Origin of the sequence: Streptomyces sp. NPDC051180, from assembly GCF_040689545.1 — a bacterium.
Classification (GTDB): Bacteria; Actinomycetota; Actinomycetes; order Streptomycetales; family Streptomycetaceae; genus Streptomyces.
Window position 1 is genome coordinate 697773 of sequence record NZ_JBFBBC010000001.1, and the last position, 22118, is coordinate 719890.

Below are 22118 nucleotides of genomic sequence, written 5' to 3' on the forward strand. Positions count from 1 at the left end.
CCCGCCCGTTGCACCGGGCCCTTCGCGGCGCCGCCCAGCACGCACCCGGTTCTCTCCGTGCTCTCGCTGATCGCTCGCTCGGCGCGCACCCGCGTGTGGCTCGAAAAGGCCGCGTCCGTCTACCGGCAGAAGCGTCGAAAAACCGTGCATCCGTGCGCGCGGCTTCCCAGGGCACGGTTTGGCATGCAACCGTCACGAATGGGAGCGCTCCCATCCACCACTCCCTGTAGCTCTCCCCCTCCGTGGAGGGACACGCGCTCGCACCCCCGACCCGATCGCCGTACGAAAGGGAACCCGCGTGAACCTGTTCACCAGAGGCCGGAGCCTCGCGATCCGCGCCGTGGGCGTGGCGAGTGTGATGGCCGTGGCCGTCGCCTCCGGCGGGCTCGCGGCGCACGCCGCCGGCCCACCGTCCTCCGCACGCGCGTCCTCCGCACGCGCGTCCACCGTGGCGGAGGTGTCCGCCACCGGCTTCGGGACCGCCGCCGCGGGCGGCGACTGGCTGCACACCCAGGGCAACAAGATCGTCGACGAGAACGGCGACGAGGTCTGGCTGACGGGCACCAACTGGTTCGGCTTCAACGCCACCGAGCGCGTCTTCCACGGCCTGTGGTCCGGCAACATCACGGGCATCACCAAGTCCATGGCCGACCGCGGCATCAACATCGTCCGGGTGCCCGTCTCGACGCAGCTGCTCCTGGAGTGGAAGAACGGCCAGGCCGCCGTCCCCAGCGGCGTCAACACCTACGCCAACCCGGAGCTCAAGGACCTCACCACGCTCCAGGTCTTCGACTACTGGCTGGCCCTGTGCGAGCAGTACGGCATCAAGGTCCTGCTCGACGTGCACAGCGCGGAGGCCGACAACTCCGGCCACATCTACCCGGTGTGGTGGAAGGGGCCCGTCACGAGCGAGCAGTTCTACTCGGCCTGGGAGTGGGTGACGGCCCGCTACAAGGACGACGACACCATCGTCGCGATGGACGTCAAGAACGAACCGCACGGCAAGCAGACCGAGAGTCCCCGCGCCAAGTGGGACGGCTCCACCGACCAGGACAACTTCAAGTACGCCTGCGAGACCGCCGGAAAGCGCATCCTGGCAGTCAACCCCAAGGTCCTGGTGCTGTGCGAGGGCATCGAGATATACCCCCGGGCCGGAAAGTCCTGGTCCTCGCAGACCGAGACCGACTACCACTTCAACTGGTGGGGCGGGAACCTGCGCGGTGTCCGCGACCATCCGGTCGACCTCGGCGCGGGAAACTCCCAGCTCGTCTACTCCCCTCACGACTACGGGCCGCTCGTCTTCCAGCAGCCGTGGTTCAAGGGCGACTGGAACCGCACCACCCTGGAGCGTGACGTCTGGGACCCCAACTGGCTCTACCTGCACAAGGAGAACACCGCTCCGCTGCTCATCGGGGAGTGGGGCGGGTTCCTCGACAACGGCCCCAACCAGAAGTGGATGACGGCCCTGCGCGACCTCGTCGCGGAGAACCGGATCCACCAGACGTTCTGGTGCCTCAACCCCAACTCAGGTGACACCGGTGGCCTGTTGCTCAACGACTGGGTCACCTGGGACGAGGCCAAGTACGCCCTGCTCAAGCCCGCGTTGTGGCAGAGCGGCGGCAAGTTCGTCGGCCTCGACCACCAGGTGAGGCTCGGCGGCGCGGGCAGCACCACCGGCATCAGCCTCGCCGACCTGTACGGCGGCGGCACCCCGGGCGGAGACACCCGGGCTCCCACCGTCCCCGCCGCCCTCACCTCACCGGCGAAGACGTCCACGAGCGTGAGCCTGTCCTGGACGGCCTCGACCGACGACACGGGCGTCACCGGGTACGACGTCTACCGGGGCACCACCAAGGTCGGTACCTCCACCAGCACCGCCTACACCGACGCGGGTCTGACGGCCGGTACGGCGTACACCTACACCGTCCGCGCCCGCGACGCCGCGGGCAACACCTCGGCCGCCTCCCCTCCCCTCACCGTCACCACCTCGACGGGCGGCGGCTCCGACACCACCGCGCCGACGGTGCCGGGCAACCCGCGCAGCACCGGGCGGACCACCACGGGCCTCACGCTCGCCTGGGACGCGTCCACCGACGACACCGGAGTCAGCACCTACCTGGTGTCCCGCAACGGCACCCAGGTCGCCTCCGTCACCGGCACCGCCTACACCGACGCGGGCCTGACCCCGTCCACCGCCTACACGTACACCGTGCGAGCGCGCGACGCGGCCGGCAACACCTCCGCCGCCTCCGTCCCGCTCCAGGTCTCCACCGCGGACGAGACCGGCGGCGGCACCCTCCTCTCGCAGGGCAGGTACGCCTGGGCGTCGTCCACCGAAGCGGGCAACAACCCCGACCGGGCGGTCGACGGCAGCGCCTCCACCCGCTGGGGGAGCACCTTCCAGGACAACCAGTGGATCAACGTCGACCTCGGCGCGAGCCGGAGCATCAGCCGCGTGGTCCTCGACTGGGAGGCGGCGTACGCCCGGGGCTACCGCGTGCAGGTGTCGAACGACCCGAACTTCTCCACCTGGACCGACCTGTTCGCCACGACGACGGGTGACGGGGGCACCGACACCCTCACCGTGAACGGCACCGGGCGCTACGTCCGCGTACTGGGCCAGAGCAGGGCCACCCCCTACGGAATCTCGCTGTACGAGTTCCGCGTCTACGGCGGCTGACCGCGCCGCATCGCCCGGGCGGTGGCCGCACCCCGCACACCGGCGGCCACCGCCCGGGCCTCCTTCCGGCCCCCAGGCGCGGACCCTGCCACCCCCTCCACCCCCTCCACCCCCACGAAAGGTGACCCGCATGCCGGCCCAGACACCGATCCCCTCGCGCCGCCCGCCCCTGTGGGCGGCCGTGTTCGCGCTCCTCGCGGCGCTCCTCGGCTCGCTCGTGACGGTCGCGCCGCAGGCCGCGGCCGCTCCCGTCCTCTGTGACCAGTACGCCTCCGCGACGATCCAGGGAGGCCGGTACGTCGTCCAGAACAACCGCTGGGGTGCCGCCACCCGCCAGTGCGTCGACGTCCGCGAGCGCGGCTTCGCCGTCACGGTCGCCGAGCACGACAACCCCACGAACAACGTGCCCGCCGGATACCCCTCGGTCTACGCCGGCTGCCACTACGGCAACTGCACCACCGGCAGCGGACTCCCCCGCCGGGTCTCCGAGTCCGGCGGCGCCCGCAGCTCCGTGGCCATGACCCGGCCCGGCTCAGGCGAGTGGAACGCCTCGTACGACATCTGGTTCGATCCGACGCCCCGCACCGACGGGCAGAACACCGGTGCCGAGCTGATGATCTGGCTCGACCACCGCGGCCGTCCGCAGCCCATCGGCTCCCGCGTCGCCACGGCCGCCATCGAGGGCGCCACGTGGGACGTGTGGATCGGCAACATCGGCTGGAACGTCATCTCCTACGTCCGCACCGGCGGTACCGGCTCCCTCGACTTCGCGATCCGTTCCTTCACCGACGACGCGGTCTCCCGGGGCCAGATCCAGTCCGCCTGGTACATGACGAGCGTCCAGGCGGGCTTCGAGCCGTGGGTGGGCGGCGCCGGCCTGGCCGTGGACGGGTTCTCCTTCACCGCCGACGGCGGCTCGGCCGGCCCGCGCACCCTCGTGGGACGCCAGAGCAAGCGCTGCCTGGACGTCGTCGACGGCAACCCGGCCAACGGCACCCCCGTGATCCTGTGGGACTGCTGGGGCGGCGCGCCTCAGCAGTGGACCTTCGCCGCCGACGGGACGGTCCGCGCACTCGGCAAGTGCCTGGAGGTGACGGGCGGTGCCGGGGCCACGGGCAACGGCAGCGCCGTCGGCATCTGGGACTGCTGGGGCGGTGCCAACCAGAAGTGGGTGCTGAACGCCGACGGCACCCTGCGCAACCCCCACTCCGGCCGCTGCCTGGAGGCGGCGGGCCAGAACACCGGCAACCGCACCCGCATCCAGCTCTGGGACTGCTGGGGCGGCGAGAACATGAAGTGGGACCTGCGATGAGGCCCCGCAGGCTCCCCGCAGGCCGGGGCGCCCTGCTCGCCGCGGCCGTGCTCGCCCTCGGGGTCGCGACACCGGGGCCCCTGCCGCGCGCAGTCGAGGCGGCCCCGGCCGCCGCCCCCGAGGTCATCACGGTCGACACCGGCCGGCAGTCCGGCACCCTGAAGAAGGCCGGGCTCGGCACCCTCTTCGGCGTCACGACCACCCCGGACACCCCCGTCTCCCTGACCGACGGCTCCCAGGTGCTGCTGGCCCAGCACCAGAGCCTCGACGGGGACAGGAACTACCCCAGCTCGACCGAGTCCGTCGCGGCCAAGCTGCGCGGCACCGGCGTGAGGATGGTGGGGCGCTACAACGACCTGATGGGCGGCTGGCCCTACGTCTGGAAGGGGGTCGACGACTGGATGGGCAAGGTGGACAGCGCCACCCGTTCGATCCAGAAGTACAAGGACGTCCTCCACTCGGTGGCCCCGCTGAACGAACCGGACAACAAGCTCGGTCCGCATGCCGACAGCCCGTTCATGACCGATCCCCGGGTACCGGGCGCCACCTACGACGCCAAGGTCGAATGGCTGTGGACCGAGACCGTCCGGCGCATCCGCGCACTCGACCCCACGGTACGGATCATGGGCCCCAACTACGAGCACTACAACCCCTGGGAGGCCCCCGACCGTCAGCCCCGGATGCGGAGCTTCCTGGTCAACGCCAGGAACACCGGGACCCTCCCGGACGTCATCGGCTGGCACAGCCTCGGCCCCAGCCCCGGTGACGTCCCCGAGACGCTCACGCGCTACTACCGGCCCCTCGAACGGGAACTCGGCGTCTCGCCCCGGCCGGTCATGATCGAGGAGTACGGGCCGGGCAACGGCGAGTTCGAAGGCGTGCCGGGCACCGTGGTCAAGCACTGGGCCGAGTTCGCCCGCTACGACGTGGACTCCGCCGCCATGGGCATCTACACCAACCCCGGACTGCTCGGGAACACCCTGCGGCGCACCGCCGAGGGCCTGAAGCCCAACGCGGGCTGGTACTTCGCCGGCTGGTACCGGCAGCTCCAGGGCACCCGGCTCGACGTCAGCCGCTGGGACACCCGGCACTACCAGGGCTCGGACGGCGTCGCGTCCTGGGACCCGGCCGCCCGCAGCGTGACCCTGCTCGCCGGAGGCGACGAGGGTGACATCGACGTCCGGTTCCTCGGCCTGGCCGCACGCGGCCTCGGGCCGCAGGTCCGGGTCCGCGTCGACTACGCCGACTGGACCACCGACCCGCTCGCCACCGACCGCAGGGCCGAACGCGCGGGCGACCCGCAGACCGGCCCGTACAACGTGTACGACAAGGTCCTCACCCTGGACGCTGACGGCCACCTCACCGTCCCGGTCCGGCGGATGGAGCGGCTCGACGGCTACCGGATCACCGTCCAGCCGGCCGGCGCCCCGGCCGCCTACCCGACCAAGTACGAGGCGGAGGAGGCCCGGCAGAACCGGACGGTGCCCCACCTCGGCTCCGACACCGCCCTCGCCTCCGGACGCGGCTACGTCGGCGGCATCGACGCCGCCGACAGCTCCGTCTCCTTCACCGTGAACGCGGCCGGGGCCGGCGTCCACGTGATGACCGTGCGGTACGCCAACGGCACCGGCACCGACGCGCGGCACACCGTCCGGGTCGGCACCGAACTCCAGGGGGAGGTGGTCTACCCGCCCACCGGCGGCTGGGCGAACACCGCGATGCGCACGGTGACGAAGCGGATCGCCCTCGCGGCCGGCGCGAACACCGTCACCCTGGGGAAGGCCGCGGGGTACGCCGAACTGGACTACGTCGACGTCCGGCCCGACACCCACCGCTACGAGGCCGAACTCGCCGCCCTCGCCGACGCCGGCCTCCGGCACTACCGGTGGAACGAGTTCCCCGACTACGTCGGCGGCATCGACCGGGCCGGCAGCTCGGTCGAGTTCGCCGTCGACGCACCGCGGGCCGGCTCGTACCTGCTCGACGTGGGCTACGCCAACGGCACCCCCGACCCGGCCGACCACGTCGTGACCGTCGACGGCGCCGCCGCCGGCCGTATCGCGATGCCCTCCACCGGGGCCTGGCTGGACACCGAGCGCCAGGACGCGGTGGCCCGCACGGCGACCCTCCGGGTCACCCTGCGCGAGGGCGTGAACCGCGTCCGCCTCGCCAAGGGCACCGGCTACGCCGAACTCGACTGGCTCGCCCTGCGACTCGGCTGAGGTCCGTCCCGGGCCACGGCGATCGTCTCCACGACCGCCGGGGCCCGGCACGGCGCCTCACATCCGGGGCGCCACGCCCGGTGTGTCGGCCGGGCGTGTCAGCCGGGCGCAGGCGGCCACCACCTCCGCCCTGTGCCGCGACTCCGTGCCGGCCAGGGCCGCCTCCACCCGGCGCGTGTACTCCCGCTCGCGCTCCCGCTCCCGCCGCTCCTCCGTCCGGTGGCGCACCCACCAGCGCGCCACCCCGGCGAGCACGATCAGCGCGAACGCCGCCGTCAGCCACCCGTACTCCCCGGACGATCCCAGCTCCGCGAGCACCGTTCCGAGCATCGCGTCCTCCCCATCTCGTCGTCACGACCGCCGCGGCGGACCGGGAGCCACCGCTGTCGGGCTCGCCGGTGCGGCCAACTCTTCGCGCCGTCACGGGTTTCCCTCTAGCGTGGGGAAATCCAGGGGAAAGATCGTCGGACGAAGGGGCCGGAACTCGTGGGCAGCGGAAGGCCCGTCACCACGGGCGGCGAGCAGCAGCCCGAACTCAGTGACCTGGCGGACTGGTTCCAGGAAAGGCTGCGGGCCGCCGGGTACGCCAACCCGAACGCCTTCCTCACCGAGGCGGCGCGTCGCCCCGGCGTCCGGCGGGTGCCGCCGCCGCACAAGAACGCCGTGTACGAGATCCTCGGCGCCCGCAGACTGCACGAGGCCGCCGTCTGCGAGCAGTTCGCCGCCTCCCTCGGCCTGCCCCGGGAGTCCGTCACCGAGGTGTGGCGGCGGGCGCGCTTCGCGCTGGACCGTCGGGAGATGGCCGCCCGCGGGGCGGCCCCCGGCCCGGCGCCGGCGTCATGGGCCGGGTTCCCGCAGCCCGACCCCTGGCTGGAGGACCTGCTGACCGGGCAGGCGGAGGCCGCCGAGCAGTTCCCCTACGACCTCCTCGGCGTGCGCAAGCCGGCGTTGTCGCACATCCACGTCGAGCAGGACCTCCAGCCACTCGCGGGCAACGCGGCCGGTCACGTGCCGCGGGCGGCGTTCCCCGTTCCCACACTCGCCACCGCGCTCTCCACGCACGACCACCTCTTCGTCACCGGCGGGCCCGGCGCGGGGAAGACCACCCTCGGCCGCCACCTGGTCCGGCAGATCGCCCGGTACTGGCTGCGCGAGGAGGGAGCCGAGGAGCCGTGGTGCGCGGAGGCGGTCGTGGCGCTGCGGGTCACCGCGCCGGACCTGCGGACCGGGCGGGCGTTCCACCAGCAGCTCAGCGACGCGGCGGGACGGACGGGGACCCTGCGCAGCGGCGTGCCCGCCGACCGGTTCGCCGTGCGCCCGCACGGTGTGCGGTGGCTCGTCGTCGTCGACGGTCTCGACGAGGTCGCCGCGCCCGCGGACCGGCAGCTCATCCTGAAGAACCTGGCCCGGGAGATCCGCCCGCACGGCTCCTTCCGGCTCCTCATCACCTCCCGGCCCCTGCCCCAGGACGAACTGGCTCCCTTCCGCGGTCTGTCGTCCGTCGGCTTCTACACGCTCAAGGGCTTCGACACCGCCCGGCAACGCGGCTTCGCGGAGCGCTGGTTCGCCGCGCAGGGAGTCCACGACCCGGCGGCCGAGGCCGCCGCGTTCCTGGAGGAGGTGGGGCACGCGGGGCTGGGCGAGGTGCTCCAGGTGCCGTTGCTGACCACCATCGCGGCCGCCCACCGCAGCCGGAACCCCGGGGCCCCGCTGCCGCGCGGCCGGGTCGCCCTCTACGAGCAGTTCCTCGCCGACCTCGCCACGGCGCGCGAGGGAGGCGACGAGGTCGGCAAGGGCTTCCGGGCGCGCTGGGAGCGGCGCGGGCAGGGGCGGCTCGCGGCGTGGCTGCTGGACCACCGGGACGCCTTGGTCACGCATCTGGCGCAGGTCCGCACCTCGGGCCGCCGGGCGGCCTCCGTCTCGCTGCTCGACGCCGCCGTCGACCGGCTGGGCGACACGCTTCCGGCGGACCTGGCGTGGCCGTCCGGCGCCCGGGACGAACTCGGTCAGTTCCTCGCGCAGAGCGGCGTACTCGTCCACGACCAGGGCGAGGTCTCCTTCCTCCACCTGTCGTTCGCGGAGTTCCTGGCGGCGCGGGACGAGGCGGCACGGATTCCGGCGCACTTCCCGGGGCTCGACGACCGGGCCGAGGCGATCCGCAGCCCCAGCTCGCGGAACCGTGTGCTCTTCACGTTCGCCCTGTGGGCCCGGCGCCCCGGCCACGACGTGACCCCGGTCGTGCGCCACCTGCTGGCCGGGGACCTCGACCACCGCATCATGGCGCTCCGGCTGATCACCTCCGGGGTGCGGCTCGGGGAGGCGCTGGAGGACGCCGTCCTGGAGCGGGTGGTGGACCTCGGGCACGGAGCGGACCCCGGCGACCCGTACGGCAATCGGGGACAGCAGGTGCTCCGGGAGCTCTGTCAGCTCCGGGGGAACCGGCGGCTCGCGGCCGTCCTGCGGCGGATCGTGGCGGCCGAGGGCCTCGACGTCTCCCTGCGGGTCGGCGCGGCCGCCGCCTTCGCCGAGGTCGCCTCCCTCTCCGCAGGGGTGGAGCTGCTCCGGGCGATCGGCCGGGATGCCTCCGCCACGGGTGCCCTGGAGTGCTGCCGGGCGCTCGCCACTCTCGACCCGGGCGACAGCGGCTTCCGGATCGGGCTGCTCCGGAAGGTGCTCGACTCGCCCGCCGCGAGCGCCTGGAACCGTCTCACGGCCGCCGAGGAGCTCGCCGCCCTCGGCAGCACCGGGGGTCTGGCGGAGTTCGCCCGCTCGGTCCTCGCGGGGAGCGAGGAGAACGGAGGCGCGCTCAAGCGGGCCGGGGAACTCTGGTACGAGCTGGAGGGGGTCGACGCGGCGCCGCGCGTCGTCGAGGCCGTGGCCGCCCGTGCCCGTACCCGGGGTTGGGCGAAGTCCGCCCTGGCGCACGTCCTCTTCCTCTTCGGCCGCGTCGACGAGGCTCTCCCCCTGGTCAGGTACACCCTCGACAACTCCACCTCCGACGAGGAGATCGACGACGTCGTCCACGGCTGGCTCGGCGCGCAGGGCGAGCGGGCCGCCGACGGTCTCGTCGCGCTGCTCAGGGGCTACCGGGTCTGGAACACGGACGACCGTCCGGGCATCGCCATGGATCTCGCCGGGGCCGGATTCCGGCGTCAGGCCGCTGAGTTGATCCGGCTCGCGCTCGACGACCCCGACCCCGACCTGCGGCACCACCTCGGCCTGGAGACGATGGCCCTCGTCCGCGCGGAGGGACCGCGGTGCGCCGAAGAGGTGCTGGGCATGCTGGACCGGCACGAGGCGACCGCCGACTCCTACGCGACGGCCCTGCGTGACCTGACGGAGGCGGGGGCCGGTCCCGCGGAGCTGCTGCCGCTGGCGCGCCGCCTTCTGCGTCATCCCGGCAGCGGACACGGCGGGTTCACCGCCGCCGCCGGCGCGCTCTTCCGCTGTGTGCCCGCCGACGCCTGCGCCGAGGTGCTCGCCGCGATGCGCGACCGCCCCTACGGGGGCCCGGCTCTGCGGGCGGCCCTCCTTCCCCTGCTCGCCGAGCACGGCGAGGCCGCGGCCGTACGTGCCCTGGGGCGGGAGCTGCTCGCGGATCCCGGTCTCGTCGACGACGAGCTGACCGCCGTGCTCCACGCCCATCTGACCGTCGAGGGGCGGGCCGCGGCGGCGGGAATCGTCGAACGGCTGCGGTCGTCGGTGTCCCTGACCGCCGGTCAGTGCGCCACTCTCGCGGACGCCCTCGCCGCGAAGGGGCTGACGGAGGCGGCCGCACCGCTGTGGTGCCAGGTCGCCACCGCCTCCGACGCGAGCGCCGAGACCCGCTGGGAGGCCGTACGCAAGCTGCTCGCCGCCGACGCGGAGCCCGCCGTCGAGCGGGCCCTGCGCAGCGCACTGCGCGCCGCGCCCTGCCCTGAGGAGGATCTGACGCTGCGCCGTCTCCTGGCCTGGGTCCGGCCACCCACCGCTGCCGTCGACTGAGGCGGGCCGACGGGGGCGACGCGGTGGGCGCCGCCCCCTGGGGGTGTCAAGGCGAGCGGGTCGCCGAGGCAGCGGTCGCGTCCTCGCGGAGGGGCGGGGCCGTGGCGGCGCGGACGGCCTCGGCGTCGGCGCCGGTGTGTCGCTCCGCCCATGTCTCCAGCGCGGCGCGGCAGGCGTGGTCGAGGTGGTGGACGCCCGAGAGGTCCAGGGTGACCCTCCGGTCGCTCGGAAGGGCCTCCAGGCTGTCGAGTATCTGGGGCAGACGGAGGAAGGTGACGGTTCCCTGGAGGCGGACGCGGACCGTGTCGCGTCCGTCGTCGGTGTGGTCGATCCGCAGCTGCGAGGACTCCCACGCGGCCTTCCCGACCGACAGGACGAGGCCGATCAGGACCCCTTCGAACATGCCGACGGCGACGATCGACGCCGCCGTCGCGACGAGGACGAGCGCCTCGCCCCGGTGACGTCGCCACAGCGTCAGGACGCCCTTGAAGGGGATGAGCTTCCAGCCGGCGTGCACGAGGATCCCGGCCAGCGCGGCCAGGGGGACGTACGCGAGGACGGCGGGCAGCAGGGCGACGAAGAGCAGCAGCCAGGCGCCGTGCAGGACGCGGGACGCCTTCGTGCGGGCGCCTGCCTCGACGTTGGCCGAGCTGCGCACGATGACCGCGGTGAGCGGCAGGGCTCCGAGCAGGCCGCACAGCGTGTTGCCCGCGCCCTGGGCGACGAGTTCCCTGTCGTACTGCGTGCGGGGACCCGAGTGGAGCCGGTCGACGGCCGCCGCGCTGAACAGCGATTCGGCGGAGGCGATCAGCGCGAAGGCGAGGACCGTGCCGAGGAGTGCCGGGTCGGCGAGTGACGAGAGGGCCTCCGGGCCCGGAAGGTGCACGGCCTCCAGCACTCCGCTGACCCGCACGGTCTCCACGGGGAGGCCGAACACGGCCGTCGCGAGGGACGCGAGGAGCACCGCCACCAGCGCGCCGGGAACGGCCCGGGCGCGGCTCGGCATCCTTCGCCAGCCGAGGATGACGAGGACGGTGCCGGTGCCGACGGCGAGGGACACGAGGGCGGTGCGACTGCCCAGCGCCTCGACGAGGGCGCCCGGCAGACCGGTGAGCTTGTCGACACCGGAGTCCGGGGCGGGCACGCCCGCCGCGGAGTAGAGCTGCCCGGCGATGATGACGAGGCCGATGCCCGCGAGCATGCCCTCGACGACGGAGAGGGAGATCGCACGGAACCAGCGGCCCCAGCGCAGGAGGCCCATGGCGATCTGCAGCAGGCCGGCCGCCAGCACGATCACTCCGAGCGCGGCGAGGCCGAAGGAGCGGACGGCTTCGAGGACGAGGACGGTGAGGCCGGCGGCCGGACCGGAGACCTGGAGGCTGCTGCCCCGCATCAGACCGGTGACGAGGCCGCCGACGATGCCGGTGATGAGGCCCAGCTCGGCGGGGACGCCCGAGGCGACGGCGACCCCGATGCAGAGAGGCAGGGCGACGAGGAAGACGACGAGCGAGGCGGCGAGGTCCTGCCGCAGGAAGGGGAGGGAGCGCGGCATGCGGACGTCCTTCCTCACAGCGCCTCGAAGGAGTCGGTCCCGGAGCGGTACTCCAGGACGGCACCGGTGTGGACCTCGTAGTACCAGCCGCGCAGCCGCAGCCGGCCGTCCGACAGCCGACGTTCCACGCACGGATAGGAGCGCAGGCGGAGCAGTTGGGCGAGGACGTGGCCGTGGACGGCGTCGGTGACCGCCGGATCGTCGGCGCGCCCCGGAGCACCGTCGGGTGCGGCGTGGGCGAGCCAGTCCCGTACGGCCGGTACGGCGCTCAGGTCGTCGCCGCGGACGAGGGAGCCCACCGCACCGCAGTGGGAGTGGCCGCAGACGACGATGTCCTGGACGCCGAGGACCTCGACGGCGTACTCGACGGTGGCGGCCTCCCCGCTGGGGCTGCCCGAACCGTACGGGGGCACGATGCCGCCCGCCGTGCGCAGCTCGAAGAGCTGGCCGGGGCGGGCGCCCGTGATCAGGGCGGGTACGACCCTGGAGTCGGAGCAGGTGACGAAGAGGACGCCCGGGGACTGGCCCGCGGCGTGCGCGGCGAACTCCTCAGGGTGCCGTCCGAAACGGCGGGCGTTGTCGATGAGGGGCTGCATGAATGATTCCTCCTGGCGCGCCGTGGGGGCGCGTCGGGCTGACAGGTCGGCGCGGGTGGGCACCGGTGGTCAGCAGCGGAACACCTGCAGGGCGGAGGAGTCGTGGGGTGCGAGGGGTCTCGGCCGGGCGTCCGCGCCACGGGGGCGGCCCACCGGCGTCTCCGCGAGCGGGGCGGCGCGTGTGACGAGCGGCGGACGGGGAGGGACCGAGGTCGAGGTGGGGGGTCGCCTCCGGTCGCGGTGGAGGACGTTGCCGCCGGGGGCCTCGGCCTCGCCGCCGCCCGCCTGCGCGGACTCGAACTCGGCGGCCGTCGCGACGTTCTGGGCGCAGGGTCGGTGCAGCTGGGTCGCGGACCCGGCGGGGGTGAGGTGGAGGCCGGCGCAGACGAGGGCGAGAACGAGGAGGAAGGCCGCACGCAGTGCCGCGGCCACGCGGACGGACGACATCTCGGCGCTCCTCCCTCCGGTCGCACCATGATCGGACTTCGCCAAAGCAAGCCCAAGGGCAAGTCAAAGAAGAGTAATACGCCCCCGTGGACAGCATCCCGCAACGCCCAGGTCGGACCAAGGTTTTCGAATGGAATCAGCCGGATGTTGACGCGAACGGCGGCATGCGACGCGGGCGGGCCCCACGAACGAAGCGGCCCACCGGATGCTCCGGTGGGCCGCTTCGTTCGTGAGGAGCCCGGGTCTCCCCTCGGGGGTACCCGCCGGGTCTCTCCGCCGGTCAGTCGCAGCAGTCGCAGCAGCACTTGCAGGGGTTGCAGCAGCCCCCGCCACAGCCGTCACAGGAGTCCCCGCCTGAACCGCTCGAACTTCCGCCGGAGTGCCCTCCGCCCGAACCGCCGGACGAGCCGCCCGAGTTGCCGCCGCCGTGCCCGCCGGACCAGCCGCCGCCCCCGGATCCGTCCCTGCCGGAACCGCCGCCCCCGAAACCGTCCCGCCCGGAGGAGTCCCGGCCCGAACCGCCGCCACCACCGCCGTTGCCCTCGCCGAACTGCCAGGACTCTCCGTCGCCCGAGTCCGCGTCGCCGTCGTCGCAGCGGCAGCAGTTGTAGCAGAGCCTGCAGTCGCCGCACAGCCGTCGGATCTCACGGCACCGCCGGCACTCCCCCTCCGGCGGCCGGCCCGACGCCGTCGGCACGCCCGCCGGGGCCGCACCGGTCAGCGCCCCGACCCCGCAGGCCGCTCCCGTGGACGTTCCGGACACCGAGGGCCCTGCCGAAGGCCCCTCCGTCGCCGTGCGACGGCCCAGCCAGGGCAGCATCTGCAGGCCCCGCGCCTGGCGGCCGTGCCGGTGGTGGCGGTGCCGCGGGTCGAAGACCCGGTCGACGGCGCGCTCCAACTCGCCGCCCAGAAGCGCCTGCACCAGGCGCCCGTCGACGAACTCGGCGTCGGACAGGGAGAGCCGGATCCCGTGGACGGCGTCGTCGCAGAGCCTGCGCACCTCGGCGCGGTCCGCCCCGGTCACGGCGATCGGGTTCCACGCACCCGACGCCTCGTCCGCGTCCAGGTCCTCCACGGCGTCCAGCAGATGCGCCAGTCGGCCGAAGAGCCGGCCGGCCTCCGCCAGCGGCTCCGCGTTGCCCGGCCGGTCGGTCAGCACGGCGGTGTACGCGAAGGCGGCGGCGGTCGCCGTCTCCGTGGGCTCCGTGACGGTGAGCAGCGAGCCGCCCCGGCCGGTCGACCGTTCGATCTCCGGCTGGCGCTCGACCGCCTCGATCAGCACCGAGGTGTCGAACCCGAGCCGTTCGCCGCCCGCGGCGCCCGCACGGTCCCAGCCGTGGGCGATCCTGCGCGCGGCCAGCGCCACCGGACGCCGGCGCAACAGGCCGTCGCCGTCGGCCACATGGTCACGAATCTTCGCGGCGGCGAGCACCAGCGACACCGTCGCCGCCAGCCGCGCGCCCTCGCCCTGCGCCACGTCCGCCGACCGCATCCCGCGCAGCGGGCAGGGACCGGCTCCCCGCCGCCAGTCGCCGCTCCGCTCCGACTGCGCCTCGGTCAGCACCGAGACGATCAGCCCGTCGTAGTTGGTGGCCACCCTCGCGAACTGCCCGTACTCGCCGCGCAGTGTGAGGCACAGCCCGCACAGGTGCGCCATCCACTCGGTACGCAGGCCCTCGCCCAGCCGATGACGGCATGGCCTGATGATTCCGAACACCGAAAAACTCCCCCGTCCCCCGTAGAACAGCTACCCGGACGTATCCGGTCGGGCGGCTCACGGACCGAGGTCCGCGCGACGCGCACGACCTCGTGCGACGTCCACCGCCTGCGCCCTCGCGGCGCGGTCGACATCCTAGAGGGGTCTTTCCGGGAGGTGTCCGTGGAGGGCCGCCCCGGGCCCGCGGTCGGCGGGGCGGTCCCGGATCGCTGCGGCCGAAGCGGTCCCGGACCGCGGCGACCGGGGCGCGAAACGAGTGGGGTGCCGGCGTCCAGTACGCCGGCACCCCTCCTTCGCCCGAGCCCCTTGGCCGCCAGGCCGTCCTAGCCGGGCGTGGGGGCGGTCTTGTCCGTCGTGGTGCCGTCCTCGTCCTGGGCCTCCGGCGCGACCGGCATCTCCGGCATCGGAGGTGTACGGACCAGCAGGGCGACCAGCACCGCGAGCGTCCCGAGTGCCGCGCCGACACCGAATCCCCACCGGATGCCCGTACCGAGGGCGTCCGTCGGGTCGGCGCCGTCGCCGAGAGCCGTCGCGGCGCGTCCCGACATGACGCTGATGATCAGGGCGGTGCCGGCCGCGGCCGCGACCTGCTGGAGCGAGCCAAGGATCGCGGAGCCGTGCGGGTAGAGGTGCGGCGGGAGGACCGACAGGCCGGAGGTGAACACCGGGGTGAAGACGAAGGCCATGCCGGCGCTCAGCGCCACGTGCAGGACGAGCACCAGCCACGGTGAGGTCTGTTCGCTCGTGAACGCGAACAGCGCGAGGCAGAGCGCCGTCAGGGCGGCTCCCGGGACGACCAGCCGCGGTGCGCCGAGCTTGTCGTAGAGCTTTCCGACCTGCGGTCCGAGCAGGCCCATGGTCAGGCCGCCGGGGATGAGGAGCAGCCCGGTCTGCAGCGAGGACAGGCCGCACACCTCCTGCAGGTAGATCGGCAGCAGGATGAACGCGCCCATCAGCGCCATGAAGGACACGCACATCAGGCCGAGTGCCACGGAGAAGTGGCGGAACGTCAGTGCGCGCAGGTCGAGCAGGGGCGTGGACGAACGCTGGAGCGCCAGCTGACGCCAGACGAACAGGCCGACCAGCACGGCGCCGACCACGGTCGTCGCCTCGGGGGGCAGGACCGTCGAGGCGCCGTCGCCGGCGCCGAGGCCGCTCAGGCCGTACACCAGCGCGCCGAACCCGGCGGCCGCCAGGGGGACGGAGAGCCAGTCGATCGGGCCGGCCTGCGGCTCGCCGATGTTGACCAGCTTGCGCTGCCCGACGATCGCCATGGCTCCGGCGATGGGCAGGACCGCCAGGAACAGCAGGCGCCAGGTCCCCAGCTGCAGCAGCACACCGGAGACGGCGGGGCCGAGAGCGGGTGCGACGGAGATGACCAGGGTGATGTTGCCCATCACACGGCCGCGGTCGTGCGGGGGCACGAGCGTCATCAGCGTCGTCATGAGCAGCGGCATCATCACGGCGGTGCCGCCGGCCTGGATGACACGGGCCACCAGGAGCACGGAGAAGGCGGGCGCGGCCGCGGCCAGCGCCGTACCCGCGAGGAACAGCGCCATGGCCAGGCCGAAGGCGGTCCGGGTCGACACGCGCTGGAGGAACCACCCGGTCACCGGGATGACGACGGCCATGGTGAGCATGAAGGCCGTGGACAGCCACCCCGCGGCCGCGGCGGTGACCTCGAACTCGCGCATGAGCCGCGGAATCGCGTTGACCATGATCGTCTCGTTGAGGAGCACGACGAAGGTGGACAGCACGAGGATCCGCAGCACCGCGCTGACACGGTCGGGTGAGACGGTGGGTGTTGCGTGGGGTGCGAGCATGGTGCCTTCCGTCATGTGAGTGTCCTCCGCACGTAGCAGGTCACACCGGAAGACCGCAGCGCCGTGAAGAACTCATCGGTGTCCCCCGATCCTGTCGGCGCCGCCTCCCCCGCTCAAACCATTTTTCCGCCCCCGCACGGCCGAGGCACGGCTTTTCGAGCAGTCCGGCGACGCCGTCACGGGCCATGAGGGGGCTCTGAGCAGGGCGGCACGGGACGCCGTGCGGCCGAGCGGCCTCCGCTGCGGCTCGGAGGACCTCCGGCGACGGACCCCGAGTTCGTCAACTCATGCCGGTCCGGAGGTGTTCGGGGTGAGGATCAGGAGTTCGGGGTGAGGATCAGGAGGGTGACGTCGTCCTGGATCTTGGGCGCGAAGCGGCTCAGGTCGGCCCAGATCTCGTCGGGCAGCCGGTCCAGGCCGACGTCGGTCATGCCGGCGAGACGGTCGGCGAAGGGGTAGAAGGCGCCGGAGGTGTCCCGTGCCTCCAGGACGCCGTCGGAGGCCAGGAGCAGCCGGTCGCCGGGCCGCAGCGACACCGTGGCGGCGGTTCCGGGCATGACGTCGGCCAGGCCGAGTCCGAGGGGCGGGCCGGGGTCGAGTTCCAGGGTGCTGACGGTTCCGCCGCGCAGCAGGACGGGGGCCGGGTGGCCGCAGGCCAGGACGCGGACCTGCGGCCCGTGGCGTGCGAAGTCCAGGAGGACGGCCGTGGCGAAGAGTTCCGCGTGCTCCGTCTGCGACGAGTCGGTCACGAGTCTGCGGTCCAGCCGGGCCGCGATCGCCTCGGCGTCCGCGTCGTCGAGGACGGCCTCGCGGAAGGCGCCCAGGACGGAGGCGACCGTCGCGACGGCCGACAGGCCGTGCCCCTGTACGTCGCCGAGGACCGCCCGCACCCCGTAGGGGCCGGCCCGGACGTCGAAGAAGTCTCCTCCCACCAGGGTGCCGCGCTCGGCCGCGCGGTACAGGCTGGCGCAGCGCACAGGACCGACCGTGCGCTGCACGTCCGGGACGATGGCGCGCTGGGCCGTCTCGGCCACGGTGCGTTCCAGGTCGAGCTGCTCGTCCCTTCGTCCGCGGACGAAGGAGACGAAGACGCTCAGGGTCGCGACGAAGCCGAGGGTGAAGAGGTCCGTGTTGCCCGGCCGGTTCAGATGGAAGAACGGGACGGTCAGGAGCACGATCGTCGAGGCGCCGAGGAGGGCCGTGGCCAGCGGTCCGTAGGCGAGGACGGCCAGTGGGGGAACCGCGCCGAGCAGGAAGCCGATGTCCAGCGGCACCGAGTCGGTGAGGGAGGCCACCCCGACCCCGACGAGCAGCAGCACCGGCAGGACCCGCACCCAGCGGGGCGGTGGGGCCCCGCGCAGCCAGCTCCTCCGGTTCGCGCCGTTCGCCGCCTTCCTTGGCTTCACCACACCACCAGGCTCCTATGCCGGAGTGCGCGGCGCACTCCACGGCGGCGGAGGGCGCCCCCGGGCGGACCTCAGGCGGACACCGGGCGGACCCGGGCGGACCGGGCCGCCTGGCACGATGGCGCCATGGTCATCGGCATGTCCCCCACCGTTCCCGGCCCCACCGGCCCCACCGGCGCAGCCGCGCACGCCCGCGCCCTGCACGACCGCCCCGACGCCCACCTGGGCGCCCCTGCCGCGCTCGTCGCCACGTACCCGCCCGGGTGCGGCCGCGCCGCCCGGCGCGAGGCGCTGCGGCCGGTGTACGAGGCGGTGGTGGCCGAGCTGGGCGAGCCCACGCTGTACGGCGGTTCGGCGGCCGGCCCCAGCGTGCGCTGGCACACCGGGTCGCACGTCGTGCTGCTGGCGGGCGGACCGCAGGGCGCCACGCTCTCGGTGCACACCGCGTCGGACCTGCACGGACGGGAGTACACCGCGGTCGAGTCGGGTTCGGTCGGCTGGCGGCCGGAGCAGCCGCACGGCTTCGACGCGCTCCCCTACCTCTGGCTGCTGCACCGGGGGCAGGAGCGCTCCTGGCCGGGCTTCCGCTGGGACGGTCACCACACGGCCGCGTCCTGGGAGCACCTGGAGTCCTCGCTGGAGCTGCTCCTGGACTCGTGGATGGAGCAGCTGCCGTTGCAGGTGCCGGGTGACTGGGCCTCCTTCGTCGTGGGGTGCTCGCGGGACTGGCCGCGGCACCTGCGGGTGGCGTACGTCCAGGACCCCGGGCACCTGTCGCTCATGGTGGACCACCGCACCACGGCCGAGGAGCCCGGCTGGGAGGACACCATGCGGGAGCGAGGCTGGCAGGTGCTCGACAAGGGCTGGTGGCGGGCGGAGTTCGCCGACACCGACCCCGCGGCGGCGCGGTCCGCGGCCCGCCTGCTGGTCGCCGACGTCCGCGCCCGTGGCTCGGTCTGCCCGGACGAGCTGGTCGCCTGGGAACTGACCGTCAACGACCGCGGCCGGCTGTGGCTGCCGGGCATCGGCATGCCCGTGAACTGACCGGGCGGGCCGCGGGACGGCGGTTCCGCCGGGCCAGGCGGGCGCGGGTCGCCGGGCTCGCTAGACATCGCGTCGGCGCAGGACGACGCCTCCGGCGAGGAGGGCCGCCCCCGTCCACGCCGTGAGGACGCCGAGACCTTCCCACGGGCCGATCGGCAGGCGGTCCGGATCGGTGGTGGACTGGACGGCCAGGCCGGCGGACATGGGTGAGAGCTGCTGGAGGAGGCGCTGCAGATCGGGGTCGTGGACCACCTGTCCCACGACGGGGAACAGGTAGAGCAGCCCCAGGACGATGCCGATCGCGGTCGCCCCCTCCCGGACGGTGGTCGCCACTCCGAGGCTCAGCAGGGCGATGAGCGTCAGGTAGAGCACCGATCCCACCGCGGCGCGGAGTGTCGGTCCGTCTCCCAGGGAGAGCGGTGCGTAGCCGTTCTCCGCCGTGAAGCCGTTGCCGGGCAGGACGTACCGCCCGGCGAGCAGCGAGGCGAGGACGGCGAGCGTCGCCGCTGCCTGCACCGCGGCGGTGAGGACCGCCGCCTTGGCCGTGAAGGCCGTCAGGCGGCGCGGCACGGCCGTGAAGGTGGTGTGGATCATCCCGGTGGCGTACTCGCCGGTGACCGTCAGTACGGCGGCGACGGCGACGACGGCCTGCCCCACGACGATGCCGGTGAGGGAGAGCCGGACGTCGTCCTCGCCGCATCCGGGGGCGGGACAGCGCACGGCGGCGGCCGTGCCGGCGCTCACGGCCGCGGTGAGCACCACGGCGAGGAGGAGCAGCGGGACCATGCCCCCGCCGGCCCGCAGCTTCGTCCACTCGGCGTGCAGCGCGTTCCTCATGCGTCGCTCCGACGCAGCCGGGTCAGGGCCAGGCCGAAGGCGAGCGCGGTGTAGCCGCACAGCACGGCGAAGCCCTCCCAGGGTGTCAGCGGGTGGTAGCCGGTCGAGGGCTCGTACACGCTGACGACCTGCGCGTACCGGGGGAGTGTCTGCTGGACGGCGAAGCCCGCGGCCGGGGTGACGCGCAGGAGCCATTCCGACGCCCCCGCGGGCAGGACGGCGGAGGTGGCGAGCAGGTACGGCAGGACCGTCGAGGCGACGACCACCGCGACGGCTGCCGCGCCGCGGCGCAGCAGGGCGCCGAGCGCGAGGGCGAGGACCGCTGTGGCGGCGAACAGCAGGGCCGTTCCGACCGTGACGCGCCATTCGGTCGCGGTGTCCACGGGGAAGACGCGGAATCCCCTGCTCTCCGCTCCCTGTTCCCCGAGCGGGAGGACGACGGACGCGGCCGCGAGGCCGGCGGCGAACGCCGTGGCGCCCACGGTGACGGCCTTGGCCGTGAGGACCCGGCCGCGCCCCGGGTGGGCGGTCAGGGTCGTGCGGATCAGTCCGCGCCGGTACTCGGCGGTGACGAAGACCGTGCCCACGGCGGTCACCACGACGAGCCCGGCGAAGGCTCCGACGAGGAAGTTCTCCGGGGAGTACGCGGGTCCCATGGCAGGGCCGCCCACCACGGGCGCGATGTCCCCGGCTCCGGTCACCGTGAAGGTGCCGTCCGGCTCCTCCGTGAAGCCGGCCTTCATGGTGGTCGAGTAGCTGCCGGACGTGCCGGCGTCGCCGCCCACCTGGGTGCCCTTCCACCGGGGGTCCGGCCAGGTGCCCTGGAGGGCGGGGCGGCCGAAGGCACCCGTGGCCACGGCGGGGCCGAAGCCCACCCCGACCGCGGTGGACTGCCGGGCCTGCGGGGAAGCCGCGAAAAGGCCGGCCTGCACCGTGCCGGTCAGCCCGGGGAGGCGGGCGGTGCCGACCTGGCTCCAGTGCGTGCCGTCGGAGGAGACGAAACCGGTGAGGGTGTCGCCGGCGCGGACGAGGCGCAGCCACCGCGGGGACCGTCCGTCGGCGGCGACGGGCGCGGCGCGGTCCTGGGTGTAGTCGTACTGCATGCGTACGCCGTGGCCGCCGGTGAGCATGACCGCGGCGTAGGGGGATCCCTGGACGAGGTCCTTCTTGACGATGATTCCCGCCTTGGCCCACGGCTGGGCGGGGCCCCCGGTGTTCCGTCCGTGCCCGTCGTCGGCGAGCCCGGTCAGCGAGAGCGCGGGCACGGTGATGCTCCCGTCCCCGTGGAGGGTCCGGTGGACGAAGTAGAAGCTGTCGTTGACGGGCTCCCCGCCCGGGCCGGTGGGGAAGCCGGTGGCGGATCCCGGCGGGCCCTCCCCTCCTGGCGCGGACGTGCCCAGCAGCCCGACGACCACCGTGGCGAGCGCCGCGGCGACGGTGCCCAGCACCCAGCCGCGTACGGTGCGGAATTTGGTCCATTCGGCGTGGATCAGCCGCGCGAAGGTCTTCGTACGGTTCATCGCGCGCCGTCCTCGGCCGGCGCCCCGCGGTACTCGACGGTGTCGCGGGTGAGTTCCCTGTAGGCGTGCTCGAGGGTCGTGCGGTCGGCGGACACCGCGGAGAACGGCACCGCGCCGGCGCCGAGGGCGGCCACCACCTGCTCGTCGGCCAGTCCCGACACCGCGAGGGTGTCGTGGCCCGTGGCCGCCACGGTCGCCCCGGCGCGCCGCAGGACGGTCGCGGCGCGTGCGGCGGCGGAGGTCCTCACGGTGATCCGGCCGTGGGAGTGGGTGGCGAGCAGGTCCCGCACGGTGGTGTCGGCGACGACCTTCCCCCGGCCGACGACCACGAGGTGATCGGCCGTGTCCTCCAGTTCGGCCATCAGGTGGGTGGAGACCAGCACGGCCCGGCCCTCGGAGGCCAGCGAGCCGAGCAGGCCGCGCATCCACGCGATGCCGTCGGGGTCCAGGCCGTTGAACGGCTCGTCGAGCATGAGCACGGGCGGGTCTCCGAGCAGGGTCGCGGCGATCCCCAGCCGCTGTCGCATGCCGAGGGAGAAGCCGCCCGCCGTGCGCCGGGCGGCCCGGCTCAGGCCCGCCTGCTCGATGACCTCGTCGACTCGACGCGCGGGAATGCCCTGGGAGCGGGCCAGCCACAGCAGATGGCCGCGCGCGGTGCGGCTCGGCTGCAGGGCGGAGGCGTCGAGCAGCGCCCCCAGGTGCCGGAGCGGTTCGCGCAGGGTCCGGTAGGGGCGACCGCCGACCAGAGCGCTGCCGGCGTCGGCGGCGTCCAGGCCGAGGATCACGCGCATCGTCGTGGACTTTCCGGCGCCGTTGGGGCCGACGAAGCCGGTGACACGGCCTGCCCGGACCGTGAACGTCATTCCGTCCAGGGCCACTTGTCGGCCGAACTGCTTGTGGAGGCCGACGACCTCGATCGTCGTGCCGATGTCGGGATTCATGGGCCCAACCTGCGCCCCGGCGGATGTCAGGAGCCGA

General features: G+C 73.7%; 15 protein-coding genes. 5 read left to right on the forward strand and 10 right to left on the reverse strand.

The genetic code is table 11. The annotated features are described in order from the left end of the window. Positions 1 to 298: 298 nt before the first annotated feature. The 3 genes from AB0424_RS03080 (at position 299) to AB0424_RS03090 (ending at position 6214) form a co-directional block, all read left to right on the forward strand. Positions 299 to 2680 (forward strand): cellulase family glycosylhydrolase, encoded by a 2382-nt coding sequence (locus AB0424_RS03080; RefSeq protein ID WP_366301720.1) that lies wholly within the window; start codon positions 299 to 301, stop codon positions 2678 to 2680. A 130-nt stretch (positions 2681 to 2810) separates the two neighbouring features. Continuing rightward, positions 2811 to 3992 carry a ricin-type beta-trefoil lectin domain protein gene (locus AB0424_RS03085; protein ID WP_366301722.1) on the forward strand — a complete coding sequence of 394 codons (1182 nt, stop codon included), beginning with the start codon at positions 2811 to 2813 and terminating at the stop codon, positions 3990 to 3992. Next, the gene (locus AB0424_RS03090) at positions 3989 to 6214 is read left to right on the forward strand and encodes a CBM35 domain-containing protein (RefSeq protein ID WP_366301724.1); all 2226 of its coding nucleotides are present in this window, start codon (positions 3989 to 3991) and stop codon (positions 6212 to 6214) included. The genes AB0424_RS03085 and AB0424_RS03090 overlap by 4 nt, the downstream gene beginning before the upstream one ends. Positions 6215 to 6271: 57 nt before the next feature. Here AB0424_RS03090 and AB0424_RS03095 read toward each other — a convergent pair whose 3' ends face one another. Continuing rightward, complete coding sequence (locus AB0424_RS03095; protein WP_366301725.1) at positions 6272 to 6544, reverse strand: hypothetical protein; 273 nt, start codon at positions 6542 to 6544, stop codon at positions 6272 to 6274. A gap of 156 nt (positions 6545 to 6700) precedes the next feature. Between AB0424_RS03095 and AB0424_RS03100 the strand changes: the two genes are divergently transcribed. Beyond that, positions 6701 to 10198, forward strand: coding sequence for a hypothetical protein (locus tag AB0424_RS03100; protein ID WP_366301727.1), 3498 nt, complete (start codon positions 6701 to 6703; stop codon positions 10196 to 10198). Between the two features lie 46 nt (positions 10199 to 10244). Here AB0424_RS03100 and AB0424_RS03105 read toward each other — a convergent pair whose 3' ends face one another. The 6 genes from AB0424_RS03105 to AB0424_RS03130 all read right to left on the reverse strand — a co-directional run bounded on the left by AB0424_RS03105 (position 10245) and on the right by AB0424_RS03130 (position 17742). Next, entirely contained in the window at positions 10245 to 11750 is a 1506-nt protein-coding gene (locus AB0424_RS03105) for a SulP family inorganic anion transporter (protein ID WP_366301728.1), read from the reverse strand. A gap of 14 nt (positions 11751 to 11764) precedes the next feature. After that, a complete protein-coding gene (locus tag AB0424_RS03110) occupies positions 11765 to 12346 on the reverse strand; it encodes a carbonic anhydrase (protein ID WP_366301730.1) in 582 nt (193 codons plus the stop codon). Between the two features lie 69 nt (positions 12347 to 12415). After that, positions 12416 to 12793 (reverse strand): hypothetical protein, encoded by a 378-nt coding sequence (locus AB0424_RS03115; RefSeq protein WP_366301731.1) that lies wholly within the window; start codon positions 12791 to 12793, stop codon positions 12416 to 12418. Between the two features lie 280 nt (positions 12794 to 13073). Continuing rightward, a complete protein-coding gene (locus AB0424_RS03120; protein WP_366301733.1) occupies positions 13074 to 14510 on the reverse strand; it encodes a DUF5685 family protein in 1437 nt (478 codons plus the stop codon). Positions 14511 to 14833: 323 nt separating this feature from the next. Continuing rightward, positions 14834 to 16348 carry a DHA2 family efflux MFS transporter permease subunit gene (locus AB0424_RS03125; protein WP_366301734.1) on the reverse strand — a complete coding sequence of 505 codons (1515 nt, stop codon included), beginning with the start codon at positions 16346 to 16348 and terminating at the stop codon, positions 14834 to 14836. A gap of 302 nt (positions 16349 to 16650) precedes the next feature. Next, positions 16651 to 17742 carry a PP2C family protein-serine/threonine phosphatase gene (locus AB0424_RS03130; RefSeq protein ID WP_366301736.1) on the reverse strand — a complete coding sequence of 364 codons (1092 nt, stop codon included), beginning with the start codon at positions 17740 to 17742 and terminating at the stop codon, positions 16651 to 16653. Between the two features lie 135 nt (positions 17743 to 17877). On the opposite strand from AB0424_RS03130, the gene AB0424_RS03135 reads away from it, so the two are divergent. Beyond that, positions 17878 to 18783 (forward strand): hypothetical protein, encoded by a 906-nt coding sequence (locus tag AB0424_RS03135; protein ID WP_366301738.1) that lies wholly within the window; start codon positions 17878 to 17880, stop codon positions 18781 to 18783. A 60-nt stretch (positions 18784 to 18843) separates the two neighbouring features. Here AB0424_RS03135 and AB0424_RS03140 read toward each other — a convergent pair whose 3' ends face one another. The 3 genes from AB0424_RS03140 to AB0424_RS03150 are packed head-to-tail and all read right to left on the reverse strand — an operon-like array spanning position 18844 to position 22081. Then, positions 18844 to 19620 (reverse strand): ABC transporter permease, encoded by a 777-nt coding sequence (locus AB0424_RS03140; RefSeq protein ID WP_366301739.1) that lies wholly within the window; start codon positions 19618 to 19620, stop codon positions 18844 to 18846. Continuing rightward, on the reverse strand, positions 19617 to 21140 hold the full coding sequence (locus tag AB0424_RS03145; RefSeq protein WP_366301741.1) for a hypothetical protein: 1524 nt from the start codon (positions 21138 to 21140) through the stop codon (positions 19617 to 19619). Before AB0424_RS03145 ends, AB0424_RS03140 begins: the two co-directional genes overlap by 4 nt. Beyond that, positions 21137 to 22081: an ATP-binding cassette domain-containing protein gene (locus tag AB0424_RS03150; protein ID WP_366301742.1), complete on the reverse strand. Its 945-nt coding sequence runs from the start codon at positions 22079 to 22081 to the stop codon at positions 21137 to 21139. Before AB0424_RS03150 ends, AB0424_RS03145 begins: the two co-directional genes overlap by 4 nt. Positions 22082 to 22118 lie beyond the last annotated feature (37 nt).